Origin of the sequence: Nostoc sp. PCC 9305, from assembly GCF_963920915.1 — a bacterium.
Taxonomy (GTDB): Bacteria; Cyanobacteriota; Cyanobacteriia; order Cyanobacteriales; family Nostocaceae; genus Nostoc.
This window is the reverse complement of the sequence record NZ_CAWUDN010000017.1, coordinates 49116-74580: the sequence shown is the minus strand read 5'-3', so window position 1 is coordinate 74580 and position 25465 is coordinate 49116. Positions and strand designations below refer to the sequence as shown.

Sequence of the window (25465 nt, the reverse complement as noted above, 5' to 3'; positions counted from 1 at the left end):
GTGTGAGCAATTAAAAGTGGAAATAGATAATTTTGCACAATTGCTAATTTTCGGTTCTTTTATCGGATTAGTTGGTTGGACTATTAGCAATCAGGTTGGACGAACTCAACTCAAAGTTAAAAATCGTGAAGATTGGTTGCTAGATGGTACAGGGTTAACGATTCAAGGAATTTTAATTCCCTTACTACAAGCTACTTTAGTTTATTGGCTTTATCAATATTTACTACCCACTCAACAAGGATATTTAAAAATATCATTAATTCCGGCTTTTATTATCAGTTTTGTTGTGATTGATTATTTATATTATTGGAATCATCGTTTATTACATACTAAATTGTTGTGGAAAGTTCATCAAGTCCATCATACTGTTACTCAGATGGATGTACTAGGAACTTCTCGCAATACACTTTGGACAAGTTTGTTAATTATTTATTTATGGATACACACTTTATTTTTATATCTGTTAGCCGATCCAACAGGTTATTTACTTGGAGTAAGTCTAACTTGTGGCTTAGATTTATGGCGACATAGCCGCTTGATAATTCCTGCAAATACCAAGCTTTATCAATTTTTGTCTTCTTGGTTAATCTTACCACAGGATCATGCTTGGCATCATTGCCGCGAAATCCACAATTATAACTATGGCGCTAATCTGAAAATTTGGGATAAGTTACATGGAACATATTATGAAAGCAAAGAATCCCCATCTATAATCGGAATCCCTAGCTCATTAAACTTGTTCCAAAAACTTTTATTCCCATTTTAATGACAGTTCTAAGTAAAATTCTTTCGTTTTTTCCCACTTTTATATTATTGCTAACTGGGGCAGCAATAATCTACCTTGCTTATTCACCCAACATTTTCAGCATTCTGGCGGTGTTCCTTTCTATTTATGGGCTACCAGTGCTAGTTTACCGCTTGCATGAACGGTTTTATCCTGTGCGCGAGGGTGTTAGCTATCTACTAGGTAAAGAATATAGTCCTTGGTGGGGTAGTCATCAAATCCAGGTAATTTATATTGCAATTCCGGTGTTGGAAGCATTGCTGCGACTGATTCCGGGGGTGTTTTCCTGTTGGTTGCGATTGTGGGGTGCTAAAGTGGGGCGAGATGTATACTGGACAACAAGATTGGAGATTGCCGATCGCAGTTTGTTAGAAATTGGCGATCGCGTCGTTATCGGGCATGGTGTCGGTATCTATTCTCACATCATTAAACCCCGCAAGCAAAATTTAATGTTGTATGTCAAAAAAGTCAAGATTGGCAGCAATGTTTTTGTCGGTGCTGGATCTAATCTTGCTGCTGGTGTAGTCATTGGTGATGGTTCTTATGTACCAGCAGTCAGTAACCTTTATCCTAATCAAAAGGTGCAATAATGCGTCCGATTATTCAGCTTTTTGGGCAAATTCTCGCACCAACTGCGAGGCGATTTCATCAAGCTTTGGATAACCCAGAGTTAATGCAGACATCTGTACAAAAGGAAATTTGCGATCGCCTAATCAACAGTGAGTATGGTAAAACTTTGGGAATTCATTCTGTAAACGATTGGCAGTGTGTACCAATCGTAGATTATGATGCCCTCGAACCCTGGTTAAATCACAAACATCAGCAAATTTCCCTCACACCAGAACCGATTTTGTTCTATGAAAAAACCTCTGGTAGTAGTGGGGCAATAAAATGGATTCCTTATACTCAATCTTTGCGGCGATCGTTTAATCAAATGTTTTGTGTATGGGCGCATGATTTGATTGTAAATGGCCCGAAATTTTCCACAGGCAAGCTTTATGCTTGTATCTCGCCGCAATTAAATGTAGCTGATAGCCAAACTTTACAAGATGATTTAGATTATTTAGATGGCTGGTTGCGTTGGTTTTTGCGTCCTTGGTTGGTGATGCCAAATAAACTTAATCGGCTACATGATGCGAACTTGTTTAAACATCAACTGGCTTTGGCATTATTAGAGGCTGAAAAACTAGAAATTATCTCTATTTGGAGTCCTAGTTTTCTACAAGTACATTTAAAATATATTCAAGAGAATCAAGATTTATTAAGAGGAGAATTACACAACCGGATTTCACATCATCGGCTGCAACACCTGTGCGAAAGTAATATTCCCTGGATGCAACTCTGGCCACATTTGAAGCTGATTTCCTGCTGGGATAGCGCCAATGCAGCAGATCAAGCTCAGGGATTAAGATCGCAATTTCCAGGTGTATTAATTCAAGGTAAAGGACTACTAGCAACCGAAGCCCCAATGACGATTCCCTTGATTGTCGCTGGGGGATGTGTGCCAGTTCTCGATGAAGTATTTTTCGAGTTTGAGGATGAGACTGGTTCCCTGCATGGTTTACATGAACTCAATATTGGCAAGGAATACACGATAATTTTATCGCAGAAAGGGGGATTGTATCGTTATCGAATTGGCGATCGCATCCGGGTAACTCATTACTATCGCCACACTCCCTGTTTAGAGTTTCTCGGACGACATCAAGCCGTTAGCGATTTAGTGGGTGAAAAGTTGCAAGAAACTTTTGTAAATAATGCTCTGACTCTCTTGAACTTACAAGAAAATAATTTTAAAAGCTTGATGCCTATTGCCGAGCCTCCACACTATATTTTATTACTAGATTCGGCAACACAAACCCCAGAAATTATCGCTCAACAACTGGATCTGGCTTTATCAGAATCATATCATTACAAAAGAGCGAGAGCCATCGATCAACTCGCACCACCACAGGTTTTAATTTCTAGTCAAATTCCTGAAATATTAGTTTCCCATCGTATCCGTACTGGAAGTATTTGGGGAGGTATTAAGCATCCAATTTTGGAAAAATCACCCATTAGCACTGAACTTTTACAAGAATTGAAGTTGAAAATTGCCGTCAAGACGAAAGACTGATTATTGTAGAGACGGCGATTTATCGCGTCTATGCTCATTTTTAATTTTTAATTCCGCCTTGCGATACTACCCTTTTGAAATTTGATTAAATATTTAGCGTGATTCTAATTTAGCAACTCGCTGCTCTAATTTATTGACTTGTTGCTTCAATTCAACCACCAAAGTTGCAAGCCGATCAAACATCGGATCTTGCTGTGATAAGTTACCTCTAGAACGAGTTGATTGTCGTGGGGTAAGTGTTGTTCTTGAGGATGGAGACTGGCGAGTTTTACCTAGCTGAGACTCTAGCTGATTTAACCGCGACTCAACACGATTCAAATCCGCTTCCAGATTGTAGATGCGGGACTCTACTTGCTGCGATGAGGCAGTTTTAGAAAAAAAACTGCCCCAGATAATTGTTACTAAAATCCCGGCGATTACTAGCACCTTGATTTTTTTCATACCAATAACTGACTTGTTATAACAGCCTATCTAACCAGACTTGATGGGAGCATCCCAATTTTGCCAAAAGACACAGGACTGGTACAAAAACCCTGTATAAACCTCTTTCCTTTGTGTTCTTTGCGTCCTTTGCGGTTCGTTATTTCATTCTCCATCTAAGTCAAAATACCGTATGAAAATAAACTTGCACATTTGGGATGCTCCCGACTTGATTGAGATAATTTACAGAAAAAAATCTGTAGATATTTCATCTTTCATCAGGTTGTAAATTAGAAAATAAATTCTGCCAATCGACATAGTTGACAGTATTTTCTCCCTGTTTAACCTCAAATGTGACGTTAGACGCTTTTCCTAGTTTTAGCGCTTGTACGCAAAGTTCTGCCACATCCTCACGGCTGATTTTGCCTCTAATATTGTCACCTTGCTCAAATATTAATTCCTTACCACCTGCGTCTTCAGTTAAAGCACAAGGTCTAATAATTGTATAAGGAATTCCGCTTTCTCTTAAACTATCTTCTCCCTTCAACTTCCAAGTTAAAATTCCTCCCAATTGATCGTTTAATTTCACTGCTGGCGGTTCTTCATCTAAATTAATGCCAGGGCGTCCGGGACGAGTAACACCTGCTGAACTAACGAGGATAAATTGTGGTAAAGTTGTCCCGCCATAAGCTTTAATTGATTCCAACTGGAAAGTAAAACCACCTGGGGAAAATTTAGGATTTAAAGCGCCATCGTATTCAAATTTGCTCAACATCAGTTGGAATGAACAAACTCTACTTTGCTCAATTGGCGGCGCATCTTTGACAACTTTTGCCCGAAATACAGGAGTCAAATCTGCAAAGGGAATCTGAATATCTATCCAGGTATTAGCTACGGTATCGAAAGAATAGCTATAGCCAATACCATCCCATGTTGTATCTGTCCGTAAAAAGATTTTATAACGCTGACCGTCACCTTTGACGCGCAATTTCACACCTTCGTAACCAGATAAGTTGAAGGGTGGATCAAAATTCTTCGTTCTGACAGAAGCAAATCCGCCAGAGTTAGCGGTGGAAACATTACCAGCAAATAAAGCTGTATTTTCTACTAATTGGATATTACTGGCACTCACGCCACCCATGACAACATCATCCAGCGCTCCCCAATTATCCTTTAATTCTGCTGATGGCTTGGTGAAATCAAATATTAGTTTTTCCTTTGCTTGCGGTAAATATTTTGCCGCCGCTTGGACTAAGTTTTTGACTCCTTGATATTCTACATTTTCGGGAGTGTCACCAACAATTTCTGGTTGGTAAAATTTAACACCTTGATAATATTTTGCTCTATCTGCTGTGTCTCCCTCAACTGGTTGTACGCGTACTGCTGTGCAACAAATTACAGCTTGGATATCAGAAAGAACTAAAGGAGTTAAAGTTTCTGGTTGCGTGATATCCGCAACTACCAAATCGATATCATTACCAAGAATTGACCGTGCTTTGTCAATATCTCGAACTAGGGCGCGAACTTTATAACCTTGTTGGAGCGATCGCTGCACGACTCGTTTACCGACACCACCTGTTGCACCTGCTACTAATATTACACCCACGTTTTTTCCTCCATTGGGTCTGTATTGATTATCCTTAGGACGACCTTGGATTAATTGCTGTACCCAGTTAAGGAAAGGAATTACCTCAAAGTAAGTCAGGGTTTCGATAAACCTGCCTAAGTCCCATTGAGAACGATTTTTGTCAGTCATATTTGCGTCCTCATAACTTTATTCACTCTAACAATTTTGGGTGGAGTGGCGAGTCAATACTTTTCGGTTAAGGGGAAAAGGGGAAAGGGAAAGGGTTTGATATTTACCTTTACCCCTTACCCTTTAACCTTTACCCAGACCAAAAGAGAGATTTTTGGATTTATCCGAAAAGTATTGAGTGGCGAGTAATGTAGTTCCATTACTTGAAAAGCGCTGTAATTTATTTAGAGGATAAGAGTATCAAAAACAAGGTGTAGGCTGTAGGGGAAAGACGAAATGGTAAGCTGAGATTGTAGTTATCTCCGACAATAGGCATCAATTACTATCGCTACCAGAGCAGTAAAGCAGGCAGAATATAGCTTCCGGGCAACAATGCAAAAACTCCTTTTTAATGACAAAGATAGATTTAAAGCCCAGGCCCTATTCCTTGGTAAAGGTATTAACTTACAGACGCTGGATAATTACATTTCCTTGGCTAGTATGCCACTAATGATTAGAGTCGGTGAAGAAGGCTACGCAGTATTGTTGGCTTATGGTGCAGTTGTCCTGTTTAACCTTGAGCCTAAAGAAAAGGTAGCATTTTTGACCAAACTATCCTCTCAAATTAGCGGCCCTTTTGCCGACCCGGAAACAGAAGAGGTGGAAGTGCATCTCAGTATTAGTGAGAGTGAACGAGCTAAAGAAGGAAAAATTTTACTGCATGAATTAAGTATAGAACGCTTGCAGATAGTGGCTGATATTCTCGCTAAGAGTGTTGTGTTGTCTCACTATGAAACCAGCCTAGCGACTGTATTCGATCAAATTGAACCGTTTGCAGCTAGTCTCCAGCGTGAAAACAGAAGTAGACAACAAAGCCGGGAATTACTGCGTCAACTTGGGACTACCCTATTAGTTCAACATAAGATTGTAGGTCAAGTAGAGATTATCGATAAGCCGGAGTTGCTCTGGGAATCTCCACAGCTCGAAAACTTATATCTGCGCTTGGAGGATGAATACGAAATTCGCGAGCGTCACCATGCTCTGGAACGTAAACTAGAGCTAATTTCCCAAACCGCTCAAACGGTGCTGGAGTTCATGCAGCATAGCAGTAGTCAGCGAGTAGAGTGGTATGTGGTGATTCTGATTGTGGTAGAGATTCTGCTATCACTTTATGACATCCTTTTCAAAGGCTAATGCTAAATTTGGAGTTGTGAGATGGCGAGGGAGCGATCGCAAATGCTGTTACCCTACCCCCCGATCTATTTACCTGAAAATAGCTGTAGTGGTAAATATGTAGTGAAAACTGATATTTACCACTACCCAGCAATGTTCTTGCGAACTTACTGACAAACTGGAATACGGATTTGAAACTCCGCCCCCTCGCCGGGTTCTGAAGTGCAAGAGAGCGAACCACCATGTTTTTCGGTAACGATTTGGTAGCTAATCGACAAGCCCATACCTGTTCCTTTACCCACAGGTTTTGTGGTGAAGAAAGGATCGAACAGGCGACGGCGAACAGGCTCTGGTATACTCATCCCATTGTCTGCAATCCGAATTTCGACTTGATGAGCATCAATTTGTTCAGTGTGAATAGTAATGGTTGGAGTTGTTATTTGTCCTTGATTATCCGTTAATGACTCTTCCAAAGCATCGATCGCATTACTCAACACATTCATAAATACTTGATTTAGCTGCCCTGCATAGCATTCCACTTGGGGCAAATTACCGTAGTGTTTAATAAGCTCAATACCGGGACGATCTGACTTGGCTTTGAGACGATGTTGGAGAATCATTATAGTACTATCAATGCCCTCATGAATATTAACAGCTTTAATTTCGGCTTCATCCATGCGTGAGAAAGTTCGCAGAGAAGCGACAATTTGCCGAATTCGGTCTGCCCCAACCCACATAGAAGATAGTAGCTTCGGCAGGTCTTCTAGCACGAATTCTAGATCGATCGCCTCTGCTTCTTCCTGAATCTCTGGATGGGGAGATGGGTAATGCTTCTGGTAGAGTTCCAGCAGTCTTAGTACATCTTGGGTGTAACTGTTGGCATGGGTCAAATTGCCAAAGATAAAATTGACTGGATTGTTGATTTCGTGAGCAACCCCAGCTACCAGTTGCCCCAAGCTCGACATTTTCTCTGTCTGCACAAGTTGAGCCTGGGTTTGTTGTAGTTTATACAGAGATTTTTCGATTTGCTCGGCTTTTTCTCGCTCTCGCGTTTCGGATTCTTGCAAAGCTGCATTTTTAGTTTCGAGTTCTTGTGATTTAGCTTCCAGTTGTTCTGAGTAAGCTTGCAGGTTGGTGTAAAGACGGGCGTTGTCGATCGCAATCGAAATTTGCGCTATCAACAGACTCAGCACATTCACCCGTTCTGGGGTAAAAGCACCAGAAATGAGATTATTTTCCAGGTAAATAATCCCAGTAAACTTGCCAGAGTGAATCAACGGCAAACACAAAATTGATTTGGATTGGTAAATGGTGATATAAGCATCAGTCGCAAAACGAGAGTCTTTAACAGCATTGTCTAAAACCAGATTGTTTCTAGTTCTTTCCACATAGTTGCATAAGGCAACTGGGAGTAAGGGTGAATTAGTTTTATCTTCTGTGTTAACAACAACACTAACCTCCTTACCTATAACTATTCCCGTTGCTTCCAACATCCATTGATTCTCGTGCTTGGCAATAAAGTAACCTTGTTGAGCGCCAGCATTTTCGACGACAATCTTCATCAATTTTTCGAGCAGCTGAGTTAGCACCATTTCTTCTGACAGCACTTGTGCAGCTTTCATCACTGTCATGAAGTCGAGAATCTGAGCGCCTCCAGTAGTCGTAGAGCTTGTTTGAAGAGTGTGTAGGAAATTCGTTTCTATTTTTTCTGTATTTGACCGCAAAATTAATTGCGGATAGCGTGCTTCTAAATCTTTGACTTTAGCAACAGCACCCCAATGGCTATAGGCATAGTAAGCATTGGTCATGTAGGTTTGGGCAATCGTTTCTTTACCCCATGACAGATAAAATTTGGCTGCGAGTTCGTGGGCGATCGCTTCTTCATTGATATACTCGTTGTCTTTAGCAAGTGCGATCGCTTTTTCATACATCTCGATCGCTTCGATTTTTTCGTCTAAAACCCGATGCCGTTCTGCCTCTACTAAATAGAATTTGTGTAAATGATTCATTGGGGCATAATCTGCCCATTTTTGGATTTTTTCTTGATTAGCTTGGACGCGATCGAGGATAGCCTTTTGCTCTGATTCTTGGGTGTTGGGATACACCGCTAGCCGCACTAAAGAATCGTAAAAATTGAATATAGGAACAAGGGGCATTCCTACCACTGCATCTAAATACTTCTCCGCTATAGCGAGATTCTCAATCGCTTCCGAGTAATTTTCAAACCAATAACAAAGCAAAAATTTGTTCAAATATATGTAGCCAACTCCCCCATTGTCATTTGCTTGCTGGTGCAGTGGCAACCTTATATGTTCATCGCAGGCTTTACCCTTAAGAAGGCAGGGATTTTCATTTTTTCCCAGTAGATTTAAGGTAGCCTGCCAATAGATTTCTATATAATAAAGCGCTGTTTCTTGCTTGGTTTTATAAATAGCATCTCTGCTTCTTGCGATCTCTGTTTCAAGGACAGTTAGTTCTTTACCGCTAAAGTAAGCTAAACAGGAGTACTGGAATAGACTATAGCCTGCATATTCTAAATCTCCTGTCTCCATTCCGCTAGAGTAAGCTGACAGCAAAGGCTCTAAGGTTTCTCTCAGATGCTCTTTCCAATGTCGGATAAATAGATTTACGATGAAAACTGTCTTGGCTTTGATTTCTTGAGCGTTTAACTTTGACACTAGATTTAAAGCCAACTGACCAAATTTATAACCTGAATCAATATCTCCCACAATGGCACAAAGAAGAAAACCATAATTGGCATAAGCAAAAGGAGAAACGGCAGCATTACCATATTCGACGGATAATTGTACTTGTTTGCACACCGTCAAGGGCAACAGTGCAGGAGCAACAATATATGCAGGAGCAAAGATACTTGACAAAAGTCTAATGGCTGCTAATTTATAGCGATCGCTCATTTGAGGTAGCTCAATTAAATCCTCAATTCGCCTTCCACTCAAAATTGCCGCAGTGTCCGCCAATCCTTGCCCAATGTCTGACGCGTTCGGTTCTTGAGGAAACTCTACCCCTAAAAGCTTTAAAACTTGTAGCGCTGTGTTAACCGCTTCTAGTAACCTGTTCTGCGCCATATAAGCTTGCATCTGGACTTCATACACTTTAATTTTGTCCAGTAGCGTCACAGCACAGTTTTGGACGATCTCAAACAATCTCTGCATTTCTTCAAAATCACCGCTCAAAAAAGCTGCCTCTGCCGCTTCTGAGTGCAGTGTTAATGTCAGTTCATATTGACACTTCCAGCTTTCTTCTGCTAACAGTCTCAAACCAACTTGCAAATATTTGATGGCGGAATCGTGGGCTGTGGCTGCTTTTGCTCTCTGACCGGCGATGAGATTGAGTTCTGCAAGTTGATATTTTTCTGTTTCAGATATCAGTAAATCAGTACCGTAATTGAGTTGATTAACTAAAGCAAATATATTTTCTTTGCGTTCTTCTGGTGTCGTATTTTGCAGCAATAATTGACCAATTTTCAGATGCGTTGCTTGCTGGCGATCGTCGGGAATCAGAGAATATGCCGCTTGCTGTACTCTGTCATGTAAAAACTTGTAATCAACTTTGATATCAGTTAAGGTAACGCCACCTGACTCTTCCTGACTAAATGCTAAGGGAATTTTGTAATCCTGACTTAACGGTAGAATTAACCCAGCTTGCAGGGCTGACCACAATTGCGCCGCAGTGATTAGAGAAGATGCTTCGTTGACGATCGCTAATACATCTAAGTTAAAAGTATTACCAATACAAGCAGCTAGTTTCAGAACTTGTTGCGTTTCTAATGACAGTTTGCGAATATTTCTCGCTGTCAGTTCAACAACATTCAGGTCAGTAATACCGATTGCTTGAATATGTTGGATATTCCATTGCCATACACCTGAATGGAAGTCGTATGTTAGTAAGTCTTCTTGGTGTAGAGTTTTCAGCAGTTGTGTTAAGAAGAAGGGGTTTCCTCCGGTTTTATGGAATAGTAATTCTGCTAGTGGCTGACTGTGTTCTATGTGATTCAATGTATCGCCAATTAACGCTTCTACATCCGTTAACTGCAATGATGATAAGACTATGTTATTCACCACCGCACCAGAAGATTGAATTTTGGACAAACTCATCATCAATGGATGGGTGGGCGAAACTTCATGATCGCGGTATGCCCCAATTAGCAATAAATATTTGCGCTCAGTATCCGTCATCAATAGCTCAATTAAGTTCAGTGATGCCGAATCTGCCCACTGCAAGTCATCCAGAAAGACAACTAAGGGATGATCTTGGTTTGTAAATACTCCAATGAATTGCCCAAAGACGCGATTGAAACGATTTTGAGATTCTGTCGCTCCCAATTGTGTTACAGGTGGCACAGTTCCAATAATGAGTTCGACTTCGGGAATCACATCAATAATGACTTGCCCATTTTCTCCCAACGCGGTTAACAGTTTTTCTTTCCACCCTTGGATTTGGGCAACGCTTTCGGTGAGTAATTGCTGAATCAAAGATTGGAACGCCTGAATCAACGAGGTGTATGGAATATTGCGCTTGAATTGATCGAACTTGCCTGCAATAAAATAACCCCTTGCCCCGACAATCGGTTTATGAACTTCATTGACGACACTCGTCTTGCCAATGCCCGAATAACCAGAGACGAGCATGAGTTCGCTGCTACCTCCTGCCACATGCTCAAATCCAGTCATTAATGTTGCGACTTCTGCTTCGCGTCCGTAAAGTTGTTGCCCAATCAAAAAATGCCCAGATTTGTCTCGTCTTCCTGGTACAAAGTTTTCAATCTTGCCAATTACTTGAAATTGAAACAAGCATTCCTCTAAATCCGCTTTCAGTCCCCAAGCGCTTTGATACCGATCCTCTGCTGTTTTCGCTAACAGTTTCAAAATAATTGCACTAATCGCTTCTGGCACATCTTCCAGAACACGGCACACGGTTTCGCTACAGGGTGCGACTGGCATTTTGGCGATGTGACAGTGGATCAACTCCATCGGATCGCTAGCATAAAATGGCAGCGTACCAGTTAGCATTTCATACAAGGTTACACCCAACGAATAAAAGTCGGTGCGATAGTCGCACACCCGGTTCATTCTGCCTGTTTGCTCAGGCGACATATAGGCAAGTGTACCTTCAAGCAAATTAGGATTGCTCAAGGTATGATTTTCTCGATCGAGGCGGGAGGAGATACTGAAGTCAATCAGTTTGATTTCCCCTGATTCGGGATTAATTAGAATATTGTGCGGCTTAATATCTTTATGTATAATTTTTTGGGCGTGTAGCTCTCCTAATGTGTGTGCCAAATTAATCGCCACCTTGAGAAAAGTAATCAAAGTAGTTTTTTGAGTTGCAATCATTTCTTTGAGTAAGCAACCCGGAATATCTTCTAATACCAAAGCCAAACCATGCTGATAATTCTTTAACTCGTAGGCTTTAACAATGCCAGGAATTCGCAGGGACTCAATGATTTGATATTCGTGGCGCAGTCGAGCAATATCTTCTAGGGGTGGATGTTCGCACTGAAGAGTTTTGATCGCCACAGAGACATTATCGGTTTCTCGCCGTCCACGATAAATGACGGTTTTACTACCGGAGTGAAGGGTTTCGAGGAGTTGATAACCAGATAAAGTAGCTGTCATTGTTTTCTCTTGCAATATAAGCATTCTTAATATGCCCATGCAAGTTTAGCTTTGTAACATCTGAGACAAAAATAAGCATATTTTTACGAGATGTTACATAAATATTTTAGAACAAAAGTGTATATTATTACTTGATTTTCACGGTATTTTGCATGTTTCTGACCTGTAATGAAGTAATGCTTATCTTATCGCAGCCGCAAGTAAAGATATGACACCACGAATCAAAGCCAACGCCTATTTTCTCTTCAAATTGGATAATTGAGCATGGCTGCCATCTATTGTTGTAACACCGAGAGAGTACCTTCTAGAATCACACTGAGCGGTGCAGTTAGTTCGCGAAGTAGACGTTCATCATTGGTATCAAAGGGGCGATCTCCTAGTTTATTAGTCAACACAACCACTGCAAACACTTGGTTTTTGCTATTGAACATAGGTAAGCAAAGGATATTACAAGTATGATATCCAGTTGCTCGATCGATTTCTCTATAGAACTGAGGATTTTGCTGAACATCAGTTATATTTACACTCTTACCAGTTGTGGCAACATAACCACTAATACTAGAATTCATCGGCAAGAAAATTTCTACCGCTTCTTCATTTTCACTCCGGGAAACCTTAGACCAAAGCTGGTTTTTTTCCCGGTCAACCACAAAGATAGTTGCTCGATCCGCACCCATAATTTGGGCAATTTTCCAGGCTAATGCCCTAATAACTTCCTCAATATTTGCTTTTAACATTTGCTCGCTGAGAATATTCATTGCTTGCAAAACTTGTTCAAATTCTTCTTTGAGCTTCTGAAGCAAATTCAAAAACTGAGGGATTGTTAATTCTTCGAGCGTGCGGCTCAATTCCTCTTTTTTAGCTTTAACTAATGAGGTTGTTGTACTCTCAATGTCTAAAATTGCTTGCTCTGTAGGCGAGGCTAAACGACCATCTTCTAAATGAACGATGCGATCGGCAATATCTAAAATTCGGTTGTCATGGGTTACTAGCAAAATGGTACAATTTTGCTGCTTTGCCAGTTTTTGCATTAGTTCCACCACATCTCGACCACTGGCTTTGTCTAGCGCTGCTGTTGGTTCATCTGCCAAAATCAGTTGGGGTCGGTTTACCAAAGCTCGTGCGATCGCCACTCGTTGTTTTTGTCCGCCCGATAACTGGTGTGGATAAGAATGAATCCGCTTTTGCAGTCCCACTTCCTCTAATATTGCTTGCGATCGCTCTTGCGCTTCTTCCATTGCGATCGCATCATTCAGCACCAAAGACATTTGCACATTTTGGTTTGCGGTTAGGGAACCTAACAAATTATGAGCTTGAAAAATGAACCCGATCTGCTTGCGGACATTTTCCAATAACCGATTACTCACTCCGCTTAACTCGTGTCCTAATACTTGAAGGCTACCTTCCTGAACAGAACGCAATCCCCCAATTAAAGTCAGCAGTGTTGTCTTCCCAGACCCGGAAGGGCCGGACATAATCACAATTTCTCCAGGATAAATCTTCAGAGAAATATCAAATAATATTTGTTTGCGTAATTGACCCTTTCCATAATAATGATTGATGTTTTCGATTTGAATAATTGGTTTGGTAGACATCAGTTTAAATCAACATCTATTCAAAAATTTTATTAATAAATATCAGCAGGATCTATCTTTTGCAGCTTTCTGGTTGCTATCAGTCCAGAAACAACACACATTAAAACCGTTAAACATAGCACGAAGCTGATAACGTCAAAATTCATCTCTAATTGCAGCCCTGTAGCCGTAGAAATTAACTGATAAAAGAGAAAGCTTAAGCAAAAACCCGGAAAAAAACCAAAAAATGAAAGAATGATAGATTGGAGAAAAACAATACCGACAAGATAAAAATTAGAATGACCAATAGCTTTCAAAGTGCCATATTGAGGTAGATTATCTGCAACATTACTATAGATAATGTTGTAAACTACGACAATACCAACCACAAAACCGATGATTGTTCCTAGTCCAAAAATAGCCCCAATTCCAGATGATTGCGTCCAATAATCTAGTTCTTTGGCAATAAAATGTTGTTTCGTGTAAACAACTATATCAGATGGTAAAGATTGATTCAAAAACTTTTCTAGGCGATCGCTATTCGTTCCTGGAGTCACTTTGATTAGACCAATATCAACGTCGTTGAGCGATGAACGAAGCTTGGAATCAATGCCAGAAGGTCTAGTTGCAAAGATTCTCAGAAAATTAAGATCGCTGACAATTAAATTACCATCAGTTACAAAGTCAGCACCCAGTTCAAAGGTTCCAATTACTTTGACTTGGACACCAGAAAGCTCAGTTGTCACACCCGGTTGCATAGAACCATAATCTTTGCGAGACCTGCTATCGGCCAATAGAGTGTTGGGCATTTGGAGGGCAAATTCAGCCGCTTGGATCTCAGGTAAGAGAAAAACAGGATCGTCTAGATTAAATCCAAACACTCGGATAGACCTTTCCTCAGCAGTTCCATAACGTCTCCAACTACCAAGAGTGATATAAAGTGGATAAGCTGCTGCAACGCCTTCAAATTGTCTAACTTGATATAATCGACTTCGATTAAAAGTTTCGTCAATAACGGTAACATAGCGTCGCTGACTGAGCATGATTAAATCAGCATTGAATGCCTGAATAAACGCAACGTTACTATTCAACATTGCATTCTGAAATCCGAGTTGGGAAAACATGAGAAAAACCGCAAACGCGATCGCAGCTAATGCTGTGAAAAACTGCGATCGTTGCTGGAGCAGGTTGCGCCAGGCAAGGGAAAATTTAAAGAGGGCAACTCGAACCTTTTTACTAGAAAACATCGGCGGGATCTGCAACTAACACTTTGCGAGCAACAACAAATCCAGACGCACTACATGTCACAATCGTCAGAGCAAACACGAATAACATCCGACTAACAGTCATGGCGACCGGTAGTCTTGTGGCAATAAAAATGGCATGGTACATCCCCAAAGCCAGAAGGCAACCAGGAATAAACCCCAGCGTCGCCAGCACGAGCGCTTCTTGGATAACGACCGTCAACAAACGCAAATTAGTATATCCAATGGCTTTTAAGGTTGCATACTCATGCAAGCGTTCATTGACATCAGAACTCAGGACTTGATACACAATCACAGTCGCAACTAGAAAAGCCATGATCACAGCAACACCAATGATATAACCGAGCGAAGTAGACTTAACCCAATATTCCCGATCTCTAGACATCGCTTCTTGACGACTGAATACTTTAATCGTTGCTGGCATGATTTGGCGTAAGTTTTGCACTACTTCATCAACCTTTACACCAGGCTCAACTGTAATCAACCCCAGACTTATATCATCCAGCGATCGCCCCGGATTCAGACGAATAAAATTTTGATCGCTAACAATTGCAGTGCCATCAGCACGGATAGTGTTATTTAAGCTAAACAGCCCTACAATCTCAACTTGTCGCCTGTTCAGTTCAGTTTTCAGACCCACTTCTCTCGGGCCAAATTCGGAGCGTGAGAGGCTATTCATTAACAAGGTATCTTGGCGTTGTAGGGCTGATAAAGACTGATAAACTTCTGGCACGCGCAACACAGGATCTCGATAATTAAACCCCAAAAGCAAAAGCGCTCGTATTCGCGTCGTTTCTACATTGCGCCACGAGCGAAACGCGAGGTAAAGTGGTCTGGCAGCAGCAACGCCATTCGTCCCTCCCGCCTGATACAAATAACGTCGGGGAAAGGGTGGAACATAGGTGGACTCCGGCGACTTGGATGAAATCAATACAATGTCAAAATTGAGGCTGTCATAAAGCAGCGTCGCTCCCTTCATCACTCCGCTAAAAAGTCCAAGTTGCATAAATACTAAGGAAACCGCAAAGCTGATGGCTGATACTCCCGCGCCTAAGCGAGCTTTACTCTGCATTAAGTTACGCCATGCCAACGGCGGCCCTTTCCAGTGTTTGCGGTGCTGACGGTTAGTCACATTCTCTGACTCCTGATAATTTAGATACCTTTAAAAATTGTTCAAGTCCAAGTTCCGAATGGCACTAAGTTAAGATACAGTCCTTGCCCCAACTTCCAGCCTGGAGGTTGGGAAACCATTTTCGGAGGCTGCCGCCTCCATAACTTGACAAGAGGCAGAGCCTCTCGGAACTCGTTCCCAGCCTCCAGGCTGGGAACGAGGATACAAGAAAAGAAGTCTTTGGGCTTTTCTTAGTGCCATTCGTCCTTTTTGAAAAACCTTTAGCGAATTAATTTAAATCAATCTCGGCATCTACTTGCAGATTACTTAGATCGGAGACAAGTTCGCTTCGATCTAAGCGGATTTTCACTTCTACCACTCGGACATCTGATTTTGCTGTCGGATCGTCCCCAATAACGTCGTTTTTAAATACCAATTGACCAATTTTGGTGACAGTGCCAGTCATTTTTTCAGAAAAAACCGGACTGGTAATCGTTGCTCGCTGTCCGACTTTAATCAACTTAACGTCTGTTTCAAACACCTCTGTCACTACATACATATTACGTGTGTTGCCCAGAGCCAGAAGCCCGCGATCGGAAATCACTTCCCCAGCCTGGGTATAAATCTTCAAGACTTGGCCGTTTTTGGGCGCACGGATAATAGTTTGCTCTAACTGTGCCTGGGCCAGTTTTAAATTTTGAATGGCTGAAATCAACCCACTATGGCTAGCGACTCGCTTTAAATTCATTTCTGAGCGTTTGAGGTTCTCTTGAGCTACTTTGATATCTGCTTGACGGGTGTTGGTTAATTGCTGTAACTTGGCTCTGGCTTGACTTAAATTCTCCTGGGTTTGTACAACCAATAACTTCCTGATCTCAAAATCTTCTTTAGGAACTGCACCTTCAGCATAAAGTTTTGCATAGCGATCGCGTATGATAATTGCCTGTTGTAACTCTGCTTGCGATCGGCGAACAGCAGCCTCTTGAGAGCTAATTTCTTGCAAACGAGGAGTAGAAATCTGACTAATCTGTGCTTGTGCCTGACTAATCTCAATCTGATTGACGGAGCTATCTGTTTGTATCTGTTTTTGCACCTCCTCTACCTGGCTAGCAACCAAATTTCGTTTAGCCAGCATTTCTTGGTGACTTTTTAGATAAGCCAAAACTTGCCCGGTTTTAACCCAATTACCCTCAGAAACTTTTAATTCATCAATCTGTGCCCCCACTGGAACTGCAACCTTGGTAATCTCCCCCTCTGGTTCCAACCGCCCCAGTGCCAGGACTTTTGTTTTTTCAGGGGGCAACGATAAGGATGATGGTGAGGCGTTGTTGACGGGTGACTGGCTAGATACCTTAGATAGGAAAACGTATCCAGCCCCGATACTTAATGCCAGTAGACCAGCAAAGATACTAAGATTGCGAGCAGTAACAGTAGGGGTCATCATAAGTAGCAAAAGTTATCAGTTCTTATTCGTTTTTCAAGTTCAGCCCCGATCGCTGAATTTCGCTTTTAAGTTCGTCTAGAGATTGTTTGAGACTGCGAATTTCTTCAGATGTCTGTTCTTGAACTCCCCGTATTTGTTCTTCGGTAGTCATCACAATCCCAGCTTCCTGTTCCTGGAGCATTTCTTGTAAAAAGATGCTGAGAATTCCTCTAATCGGTTGCCACAACTGATGCCACCGTTTTTTGTCTTCTTCTAGCAGTTGAATGTAGGTATCGAAGCTGTGAGGGAAAGGAATACCTCCCATAAATTCTGCTGCTCCCCCAAAATTCAGAGAGACACCGTGATTTCCCAGTCCGATTACGTGATGAACTTCTCCCACATGTTCGTAATTGCCTAAGTAAAGTTCCCCCACTCTCAAGCCATTGCCAGCAACCATACTTAAAGGGAAAGGAAGGGTAAAAGGTACTAGAGTAAACAGATCCAGTTGATTTTCGACGCGGTAACTAAATCCTTCTCCTAACTGTTCGTTGTAGTAATTGGCAAAATGGTGATTGCCAACTTTCACAGATCCAAAGGTGTATACTTTGACTCGTAAAGCTGACTCTCCTAAAGAACTAAAACGGCGTTTTAAGAACAGAGCGCCGAGTTGAGCTAAACCACCACCCAAACTATGTCCCCCTACGAAAACCTCAATCCGGCTGGCGTTTTTAGGCATCTTAGGTCTAGAACTCAAGCTAGTACCAACCCTGCGACTATTCGATAACTCACTCATTTCTCTAGAGATATCTTCAAAGTTCAAGAGTTCATCGCGGGCAAAACTCCAGGCTCGATTCAGGTTGCCGATCGCATCATAAGAGAAGACTTCCGAAATTAGTTTTTTTAATCGACGCTCAAAGGCCAGTCCGAATCGGATTCCTCCAGCTGCCGCAATGGCATGGGCAATAGCAATTTGTTTGGCAGAATTTAAGGTTTGAAATATCTCAAAATCTTGAGCATTAATTTGACCTAAGAGAACCTGAAAAAAGGCAGCAAGTTCATCTTTAACGGCTTCAAATCCTTCAAAAAATCCCCGTGCAACTTTGACTCGCGTATCTGGTAGAGAACCATAGTTAATTAATGACCAATTGAGATCGGTCAAAATATCCGTTAATTCAATTTGACCGCGATCGGTAACAATAGAGCCTCGAAAAATCACCGCAAATTGATTACTTCCTTCTCGTTTAAAAATGAAACCTCGAATATTATTTTCATTATTCTGCAAGCTATGAACTAATTTCCAGCCCTCATTCTTATACAGAGAGTTATAGATATCTTGGACTTCGGCATCTTCAACAGAGCCTCCTCCGACTTGAAATATTTCATAACTTCGTTTGGAGAACTTAGCCATTAAAATTGCTTCATCAAAGCTAAAACCACTGCGAAGCTTTAAAGGTATACTCATAATAAGTAGGTCGGTGTGAATATTGATTATTGGAATTGGGCAGAAGCCAGCTACGCTGGAGGCAGAAGGAAAAAGGGTTTAAGGTATTTCATTTTTCTTTACATAGTTTGGTTTTTTGAAGTCGTTCTACTTATGCTTGACTTTTATCCTCTGAATATAAATGGGGACTTGATAGGATAATATCAGTTAGTGCGGTTTTATAACTATCAGTAATAAAATTGGAAACTTTGGTTATTATTTATTTTTATAAATCTCCTGATAGTATTATCAAGCTAATAGAAGACTGCTAGGAAAGACAAAATCTACAACACCTCCATCTTTTGAACCTGCACGCGATCGAGACAAGCTTTTAGTTTTTCGGCAAGTACCTCTACATGGGGCGGGAGGACTAAATTCAGATGGTTTCCCGGAATTTGATGAATCTCAACTCCGCCGATTGCTAGATCGCCCCAGCCAAGGGTTGCATCTTGGGGATTTTTTCCAGTTTGTTTACTCGTCCGAAAGAGGGTAACTTTACCCGGATAAGGCTGCGGCTTGTATTTGAGGAGGGCTGAGTTGTTAGCTTGTATGACTTGAAATAGCCGTCGCGCAGCTGGTTGGAAAAGCTTACTCAGCCTGGACTGGTGGGCGACAACCTTAGCTATACTTCCTGGCTCAACCAAAAAATGCAATGGCTTCGAGGTCTTAGTTCCAATCTGTTGGGTGAGTTGTCGTTCTTCGACAGCAGTCAGAAAATGATCCACTGTTTCATCCAGATAAGGGCCAAGATTGCGAAGCACGGAATTCACCAGAAATTTAGCCATCTGGAAGAAATTCTGAGTGCGATTGTCGCAAAAGGCAGGAGTATCAATCAGTGCCAGTAATACAATGGTCTGTCCTGCTTGCTGTAGCTGTTGGGCCATTTCAAATGCCACCAGCGCCCCAAAAGACCAACCTCCTAGACAATAGGGGCCTTCTGGTTGCACCTGTTGGATACCGTGGATATACTCAGCAGCAATGTCTTCTATACAATCTTTTGATTTGCCTTCGCCAGTAATCCCCGCAGATTGTAGCCCATAGAAAGGTTGTTCTTGACCCAATAACTCTGCCAGATCGGAATAAACGGAAGCGACACCCATCACCGGATGAATGCAGAAAAAGGGTAGCTTTTCGCCTTGCTGCTGAGAATTTACTCCAGTCAATTGTCTGAGAATTTGAGCAGCGAGATTTGCGATCGTCACACCTTCCAAAAACTTGACCACAGGAACATTCACTTCTAAATCGACTTCGATTTGATGTTTAATCTCGATTGCAGTCAAGGAATCAAGGCCTAGCTGATGCAAGGGTTGTTGGGGATGCAGTTTTGCCAAGTCAACTTTCAGTCCCCTTGCGAGTTTTGCTTGAATGTAAGACTCTAAGTGCTGCTGTCTTTTTGTGGGAGCGATCGCTAGCAGTTCTGCTGCTGTGAGTTTATATTCGCTATCGCCGCCATCCCATTGGGGCAAGATGTCAGCAGCAATGATGTCCAAACTCTCTGTTTGAAATCCATTGCGGCAAGCAGTACGGGAAATCTTACCACTTGAAGTTTTGGGAATGCTGGCAGTCTTAAGCAGCAACACTGCATAAACTGATAACTCATGAACCTGTGACACCGCTTGACGAATTGCCGCGATCGCTTCATCTGCATTGAGCTTTCTTAAGTAGGTTCGCTCGATTTCTTGAGCCACGACGATTCTTTCTTCCCCTTCTACCTCAATGGCAAACACTGCTCCACAGCCATGTCGGAGAGCTGAATGACTTTCCTGTACCGTCAGTTCAATATCTTGAGGATAGTAATTGCGACCTCGAATCACAATTAAATCCTTGAGTCGCCCGGTAACAAATAATTCACCATTATGCAGAAATCCCAGGTCGCCCGTTCGCAGAAACGAACCCCCGTTTGTATCGTCTAAACAGGCATAGAATGTTTCTTGCGTCTCTTGGGGTTTCTGCCAGTAGCCTTGAGCAATACTCGCTCCTGTAACCCAAATTTCTCCAACTGTACCATCTGGACATCTCTTGAAAGATTGCGGATTGGCGATCGCAATTGTTTGACCTAACCCCGTCCTCCCTTGTCCCACAATCTTTATACTATGCTGCTGTTGCTCTCCACAGAACACAACTTGGTTTTGTTCGAGAGCAGCACTTTCTACATTACACACCGTTGGGTAGCACTCTTTTATCCCCCCGGAAATCAACAATGTGCCTTCAGCCATCCCATAGCAAGGATAAAAAGCTTCAGGGCGAAAGCCGTAAGGCTCAAACTTGGTAACAAATCGTTCTAGGGTCTGGGCACGAACTGGTTCAGCACCATTGAAAGCAACTTTCCAACTGCTCAGATCGAGACCCACTAATTGTTCTGGCTGAATTTTCTGCACGCACAAGTCATAGGCAAAATTCGGCCCGCCGCTAATCGTCGCTTGATAGCGGGAAATTGCTTCTAACCAACGATAGGGCTTCTGCAAAAACGCAACGGGCGACATCAAAATTATTGAAGAGCCGACATAGAGGGGTTGGAGGATGCCACCGATTAAGCCCATATCATGATAAGGGGGCAGCCAGGATACGCCTAATTGGTTGGGAGTGGTTTGGAAAAACTGATGAATCAGTTCTAAATTGTGCAGTAAGTTGCCATGACTGACCATAACCCCCTTGGGTGTCCCGGTTGAGCCAGAGGTGTATTGTAGAAATGCGATCGCGTCTGGATCGAGTAAAGGTTCGTGCCATAACTCTGCTTGCTGATTAGTGATGGTGTCTGTAGTTAAAATCTGTTTTGTAGCCAGTTGTGGATGATGCGTAAACTGAGTAGCGATGGTAGCGAGTAGGGAGGTTGTAGTTAGGGCAACCCTAGCCTGGGCATCTGCCATAATTGCCATCAGCCTAGAGATGGACTGATTTTGTCGAGGCGGATAAGCAGGAACGGCGATCGCACCAGCATATAAGCAGCCAAAGAAGGCGGTAATGAAATCAAGACCAGGCGGGTAGAGGAGGAGGACACGTTCATGCTTGGCACTGACAGTTTGCAGTTGCACCGCGATCGCTCGTGCCGATAAATCTAGTTCTCCATAGGTAAGACTAATTACTTCCTTTTCTCCATCCAGCAAAAAACTATAGGCGAGGCGATCGGGTTGTTGTTCGGCGCGATAACGCGTCAGTTCTACTAAATTTTTGACTGACAAACTGGATGTTAACAATTCATTGAATACCATATTTAGCCCTCTCCAAAACCCGATCTGCTTCTGTTTTGGCGTTGCATATTTGCGGGATGATTTTGCTAGTTTTGTGGGATGGGCATCTTGCCCGTCCCTTGTATTTCAGGGCTCTCGTGTCGCCCACCCTACAAGAATCATCTCTTAATTCAGCAACACCTGTTTTTTACCCGTCTCAATACCGAACTGAGGCTAAAGTGTTAACTCCTCTATTTCCTCGACAACATTAGCAATCTGAATAGTTGGTATCAAATTTTTCAAAATTAATTGTTCGTGGCAAGCTTGAGCTAATTCTGCAATGCTAGGACTAGCAATAAACTGTTCGATTGGCAGTTCAATCTTTAAATTGGTGACAATGTGATTTCTCAGACTCACAGCCATCAGAGAATCGATGCCCATACTATTAAGTGGCTTTTGGACATCAAGTTGAACAGGCTCACACTCTAAGGCTTGGATAATTTGTGCTTGAATGTAAGTGCTTAATAAATCGGTGCGTTGGCTATTTGCCGCTACTGACCATTGCTTTATAATATCAATCTGAGAGCCGTTGGATATAACCGCATTAGAGGCTTGGGCAGTATTAGATTCTCCTAATCTATCTTGCCGTGAGGCTTCTGATTCTTGCCAGTAACGCTGTCGTTGCCACGGATAGGATGGCAAACGCACAAAACAACCACCATGAGGATAAAGAGCGTTCCAATCAATGGAATCTTCTAAGGTATAGCGCTCTGCTAAGGAATTCAATATCTGAGCGCGTTCAGTAGCAAAATTTAGAATTTTGAATTGAGGAATTCTCCCCTGCCCCTCTGCTCCCCTGCCCCTCTGCTCCCCCTGTTGCTCTAAAAACATCGAGGGACGGCTTTCTTGTGCGAGAAAAGCCACTAAATGCTCGACGAGTTGTTTCTTAGAATCAACTACCATTGCTAAACGGTAGGAATGATGGCTGCGGCGCAGACTAGTTGTATAGCAAATGTCTGCCAAAGAAATTCTGGCGCTAGAATCCTGGCTTAAAAACTCAATATAAGCTTTAGCAAAGGCTTTCAAAGCCTCTGGACTACGAGCCGACATTAAAAACAGTTGTGGTTGGTTAGCGATCGCAGTATCACTTGTCAAGGATTCTACTCCTTGCAGAATCACATGAACATTCGTGCCCCCCAGACCAAACCCATTCACACTGACGATCGGTGGTTGATTATCCTTATTTGTTAGTGGTTCTAAGGATTGTGGCACCCGCAACCGCAGTTCCTCCCAAGGAATTTTGGGATTGGGGGTTTGAAAATGCAGATTGGGTGGAATCTGACGATGGTTAACCGCCAACGCAGCTTTAATGAGTCCGCCAATGCCGGCAGCCGCTTCCATGTGTCCAATATTTGTTTTCACAGATCCGATGGCGCATTCATTGCCTAAAGAGCGATCGCTGCCGATGACAGCCCCGATCGCTTTGGCTTCAATCTCATCCCCCATCGGCGAACCGGAGCCTTGAGTTTCTACATACTGCACCTGCTGAGGGAGAATTCCTGCCCGCTGATAGGCTTTTTGCATGACTGCCTGCTGCGCCAAAGCTTCGGGGGCTGTAAAACTGCTGCCGCGACCATTCTGGCTGACAGCACTGCTGCGGATCGTTGCATAAATAGCATCACCGTCAGCGAGGGCATGGGATAGCGGCTTCAGAACCACAACCCCCACCCCTTCAGCCCGAACAAAACCATCTGCTGCGGCATCAAAACTCTTGCAACGACCATCCGCAGACAGTAAAAATGCCTTACTCATGGCGATGCTGATTTCTGGTTTGAAGATGATATTGACCCCACCTGCGAGGGCAAGACTACATTCACCATTCCAGAGACTAGAGCAAGCAAAGTGAACGGCAACTAATGACGAGGCACAGCCAGCGTCAATCGGTAGACTGGGGCCTGTGAAGTCAAAGCAGTAGGAAATGCGATTTGGTACCAAGTTGAGGTTTGAGCTAACTATGGTATGGGCATTAATCGCATCGCGATTGCGCTCATCCATTTGAATGTAACTGTAATCTCGGTTAAGTACCCCAATAAAAACCCCGGTATCGCTGCCAGCCAGATGTTCCGGCACTTGCCCAGCATCCTCTAGTGCCTCCCACGTCGTTTCTAACAAGAGTCGTTGTTGAGGGTCAATCCGAGCCGCCTCCGCGCCGGAAATTCCAAAGAATTTGGCATCAAACTGGTCTATTTGGTCGAGAAACCCACCCCAACGGCTGTACATTTTACCTGGTTCTACCGGATCGGGATGATAAAATTTGTTGACGTTCCAGCGATCGCTAGGGATTTCTGTAATTGCATCCCTGCCATTTTGCAACAGGTTCCAGAAGCTAGCTGGACTGCGGACACCTCCGGGAAAGCGACAACCAATACCAACAATTGCAATGGGTTCTGGAATCATAAGCTGTTCACTCTTCTGTGAATCTCAGGTAAAACCTGAACGCCGGCTTCAAAGTCAATAGCTCTGGCAGTCAGGTAAAACATATACATTGTTGTCAGCCAGTTGGTAAACTCCTGCTTAGAACCTAAGTGCCGCTCCATATTCAGCATAATCCAGCCAATCTGCGACCAGGTTTGATAACAGGTTGAGCAATCGGGATGTTCGCTGGTGCAGCATGTCCTGGTTGATTTGGCATCAGGATTGTAAGCACGAAAGTGAAGATTATAGGGTTTACCATTTTGGAATCGGGCTGCATTCTCTGGGCGATTTTCACTGATGCAAGGACAGACATCATAGCCCCAGGTTTCATCATACATTTGCCCTGTAGTAAACACTTGATTCATGTATGAGGTCATCAAGATGCGATCGGGATAACGGGCAATCATCCGGTCGATTTCATGACGCACATCTGCAAACCCGCGATCGTCATCATAAACACCCCCTAACCCCGCCTTATCCCCGTAAAAGTTAAATATTACAAAGTTGCCGTTCTCGACACATTGTTCAACAACCCGTTCTATTTCATGGGCGTTACCAGCAGTGGTAGTGTAGTACCAAAAGACTCGGCGATCGTCTTTGTAATTTTTGAGAGCCTTGCTGAAAACATCTAACTTCCCTCCTCCGCGTAGCTTTTTATCGGTTTCGCGATCGCCCCAAAGAGAAACACTGATTGTTATATTTTCAAACCCCTCATAAGGGATTTTGATCATCCCGTTTGTGACGACAATCATCCAAAAATTTTGCGCCAGCTTTCGCAATCGATCCAGCATTAGGGTAGGCTCACCCCCAACTGCTGTAATGTAGTTAGTGCCTCTAGCTTTTTCTTGTGCAATTAATGCCTCAAATTCAGCATCATCTTTGGGTGCTGCATTTTGATCCAAGTCGTCGGTGAAAAAACAACAACCCTCACACCGCAGATTACATAGATGAGTTAAGTCTACAGATATTCCTTTAATGGCACCCGCTTTTCTAACCTGAGTAAACAGGTGATGTAGAAAGGGGTCTTCTAAATACTCCATTAAGGGATCTTGTACCTCGGTTTCTATTACCTGAGCAGCCATAACAATTTATTTCCTTTGCGAAAAACC

15 protein-coding genes are annotated in these 25465 nt (G+C 42.6%); 4 read left to right on the top strand and 11 right to left on the bottom strand.

The window, feature by feature from the left end:
• The first annotated feature begins 16 nt into the window (after window positions 1-16).
• From ACM0OX_RS09015 to ACM0OX_RS09005, 3 genes are read left to right on the top strand one after another with little or no spacing between them, the layout of a single operon-like run.
• Complete coding sequence (locus tag ACM0OX_RS09015; protein WP_414514580.1) at window positions 17-766, top strand: sterol desaturase family protein; 750 nt, start codon at window positions 17-19, stop codon at window positions 764-766.
• A complete protein-coding gene (locus tag ACM0OX_RS09010) occupies window positions 766-1374 on the top strand; it encodes an acyltransferase (RefSeq protein WP_414514579.1) in 609 nt (202 codons plus the stop codon). Before ACM0OX_RS09015 ends, ACM0OX_RS09010 begins: the two co-directional genes overlap by 1 nt.
• Window positions 1374-2897, top strand: coding sequence for a GH3 family domain-containing protein (locus ACM0OX_RS09005; RefSeq protein WP_414514578.1), 1524 nt, complete (start codon window positions 1374-1376; stop codon window positions 2895-2897). The genes ACM0OX_RS09010 and ACM0OX_RS09005 overlap by 1 nt, the downstream gene beginning before the upstream one ends.
• Window positions 2898-2990: 93 nt before the next feature.
• Here ACM0OX_RS09005 and ACM0OX_RS09000 read toward each other — a convergent pair whose 3' ends face one another.
• Both ACM0OX_RS09000 and ACM0OX_RS08995 read right to left on the bottom strand, forming a co-directional pair.
• Window positions 2991-3338 carry a hypothetical protein gene (locus tag ACM0OX_RS09000; protein WP_194045492.1) on the bottom strand — a complete coding sequence of 116 codons (348 nt, stop codon included), beginning with the start codon at window positions 3336-3338 and terminating at the stop codon, window positions 2991-2993.
• 247 nt (window positions 3339-3585) lie between these two features.
• Window positions 3586-5073, bottom strand: a complete 1488-nt coding sequence (locus ACM0OX_RS08995) for a CIA30 family protein (protein WP_414514577.1) — start codon at window positions 5071-5073, stop codon at window positions 3586-3588.
• Window positions 5074-5445: 372 nt separating this feature from the next.
• Here ACM0OX_RS08995 and ACM0OX_RS08990 point away from each other — a divergent pair, with 372 nt between their 5' ends.
• Window positions 5446-6246, top strand: coding sequence for an RMD1 family protein (locus tag ACM0OX_RS08990; protein ID WP_414514576.1), 801 nt, complete (start codon window positions 5446-5448; stop codon window positions 6244-6246).
• Window positions 6247-6392: 146 nt separating this feature from the next.
• Here the strand turns inward: ACM0OX_RS08990 and ACM0OX_RS08985 are convergent, their stop codons facing one another.
• From ACM0OX_RS08985 to ACM0OX_RS08945, 9 genes are all read right to left on the bottom strand, one after another.
• Window positions 6393-11861, bottom strand: a complete 5469-nt coding sequence (locus ACM0OX_RS08985) for an AAA family ATPase (protein WP_414514575.1) — start codon at window positions 11859-11861, stop codon at window positions 6393-6395.
• Window positions 11862-12136: 275 nt separating this feature from the next.
• Complete coding sequence (locus ACM0OX_RS08980; RefSeq protein WP_414514574.1) at window positions 12137-13456, bottom strand: ATP-binding cassette domain-containing protein; 1320 nt, start codon at window positions 13454-13456, stop codon at window positions 12137-12139.
• A 32-nt stretch (window positions 13457-13488) separates the two neighbouring features.
• Window positions 13489-14682: an ABC transporter permease DevC gene (gene devC, locus ACM0OX_RS08975; protein ID WP_414514573.1), complete on the bottom strand. Its 1194-nt coding sequence runs from the start codon at window positions 14680-14682 to the stop codon at window positions 13489-13491.
• Window positions 14672-15832 carry an ABC transporter permease DevC gene (gene devC, locus ACM0OX_RS08970; protein ID WP_414514572.1) on the bottom strand — a complete coding sequence of 387 codons (1161 nt, stop codon included), beginning with the start codon at window positions 15830-15832 and terminating at the stop codon, window positions 14672-14674. Before devC (ACM0OX_RS08970) ends, devC (ACM0OX_RS08975) begins: the two co-directional genes overlap by 11 nt.
• Window positions 15833-16100: 268 nt before the next feature.
• A complete protein-coding gene (locus ACM0OX_RS08965; protein ID WP_414514571.1) occupies window positions 16101-17255 on the bottom strand; it encodes an efflux RND transporter periplasmic adaptor subunit in 1155 nt (384 codons plus the stop codon).
• Between the two features lie 22 nt (window positions 17256-17277).
• Window positions 17278-18696, bottom strand: coding sequence for a lipase family protein (locus ACM0OX_RS08960; protein WP_414514570.1), 1419 nt, complete (start codon window positions 18694-18696; stop codon window positions 17278-17280).
• 302 nt (window positions 18697-18998) lie between these two features.
• Window positions 18999-21923, bottom strand: a complete 2925-nt coding sequence (locus ACM0OX_RS08955; RefSeq protein WP_414514569.1) for an AMP-binding protein — start codon at window positions 21921-21923, stop codon at window positions 18999-19001.
• Between the two features lie 192 nt (window positions 21924-22115).
• On the bottom strand, window positions 22116-24338 hold the full coding sequence (locus ACM0OX_RS08950; protein WP_414514568.1) for a beta-ketoacyl synthase N-terminal-like domain-containing protein: 2223 nt from the start codon (window positions 24336-24338) through the stop codon (window positions 22116-22118).
• Window positions 24335-25438, bottom strand: coding sequence for a radical SAM protein (locus tag ACM0OX_RS08945; protein ID WP_414514567.1), 1104 nt, complete (start codon window positions 25436-25438; stop codon window positions 24335-24337). The genes ACM0OX_RS08950 and ACM0OX_RS08945 overlap by 4 nt, the downstream gene beginning before the upstream one ends.
• Between the last annotated feature and the right edge of the window lie 27 nt (window positions 25439-25465).

Excerpts from the sequence above, each read along its gene's own strand:
- ACM0OX_RS09010 (WP_414514579.1), top strand. The coding sequence starts at position 766 with ATGACAGTTCTAAGTAAAATTCTTTCGTTTTTTCCCACTTTTATATTA.
- ACM0OX_RS09005 (WP_414514578.1), top strand. The coding sequence starts at position 1,374 with ATGCGTCCGATTATTCAGCTTTTTGGGCAAATTCTCGCACCAACTGCG.
- ACM0OX_RS09000 (WP_194045492.1), bottom strand. The coding sequence starts at position 3,338 with ATGAAAAAAATCAAGGTGCTAGTAATCGCCGGGATTTTAGTAACAATT.
- ACM0OX_RS08995 (WP_414514577.1), bottom strand. The coding sequence starts at position 5,073 with ATGACTGACAAAAATCGTTCTCAATGGGACTTAGGCAGGTTTATCGAA.
- ACM0OX_RS08990 (WP_414514576.1), top strand. The coding sequence starts at position 5,446 with ATGCAAAAACTCCTTTTTAATGACAAAGATAGATTTAAAGCCCAGGCC.
- ACM0OX_RS08985 (WP_414514575.1), bottom strand. The coding sequence starts at position 11,861 with ATGACAGCTACTTTATCTGGTTATCAACTCCTCGAAACCCTTCACTCC.
- ACM0OX_RS08980 (WP_414514574.1), bottom strand. The coding sequence starts at position 13,456 with ATGTCTACCAAACCAATTATTCAAATCGAAAACATCAATCATTATTAT.
- devC (WP_414514573.1), bottom strand. The coding sequence starts at position 14,682 with ATGTTTTCTAGTAAAAAGGTTCGAGTTGCCCTCTTTAAATTTTCCCTT.
- ACM0OX_RS08965 (WP_414514571.1), bottom strand. The coding sequence starts at position 17,255 with ATGATGACCCCTACTGTTACTGCTCGCAATCTTAGTATCTTTGCTGGT.
- ACM0OX_RS08960 (WP_414514570.1), bottom strand. The coding sequence starts at position 18,696 with ATGAGTATACCTTTAAAGCTTCGCAGTGGTTTTAGCTTTGATGAAGCA.
- ACM0OX_RS08955 (WP_414514569.1), bottom strand. The coding sequence starts at position 21,923 with ATGGTATTCAATGAATTGTTAACATCCAGTTTGTCAGTCAAAAATTTA.
- ACM0OX_RS08950 (WP_414514568.1), bottom strand. The coding sequence starts at position 24,338 with ATGATTCCAGAACCCATTGCAATTGTTGGTATTGGTTGTCGCTTTCCC.
- ACM0OX_RS08945 (WP_414514567.1), bottom strand. The coding sequence starts at position 25,438 with ATGGCTGCTCAGGTAATAGAAACCGAGGTACAAGATCCCTTAATGGAG.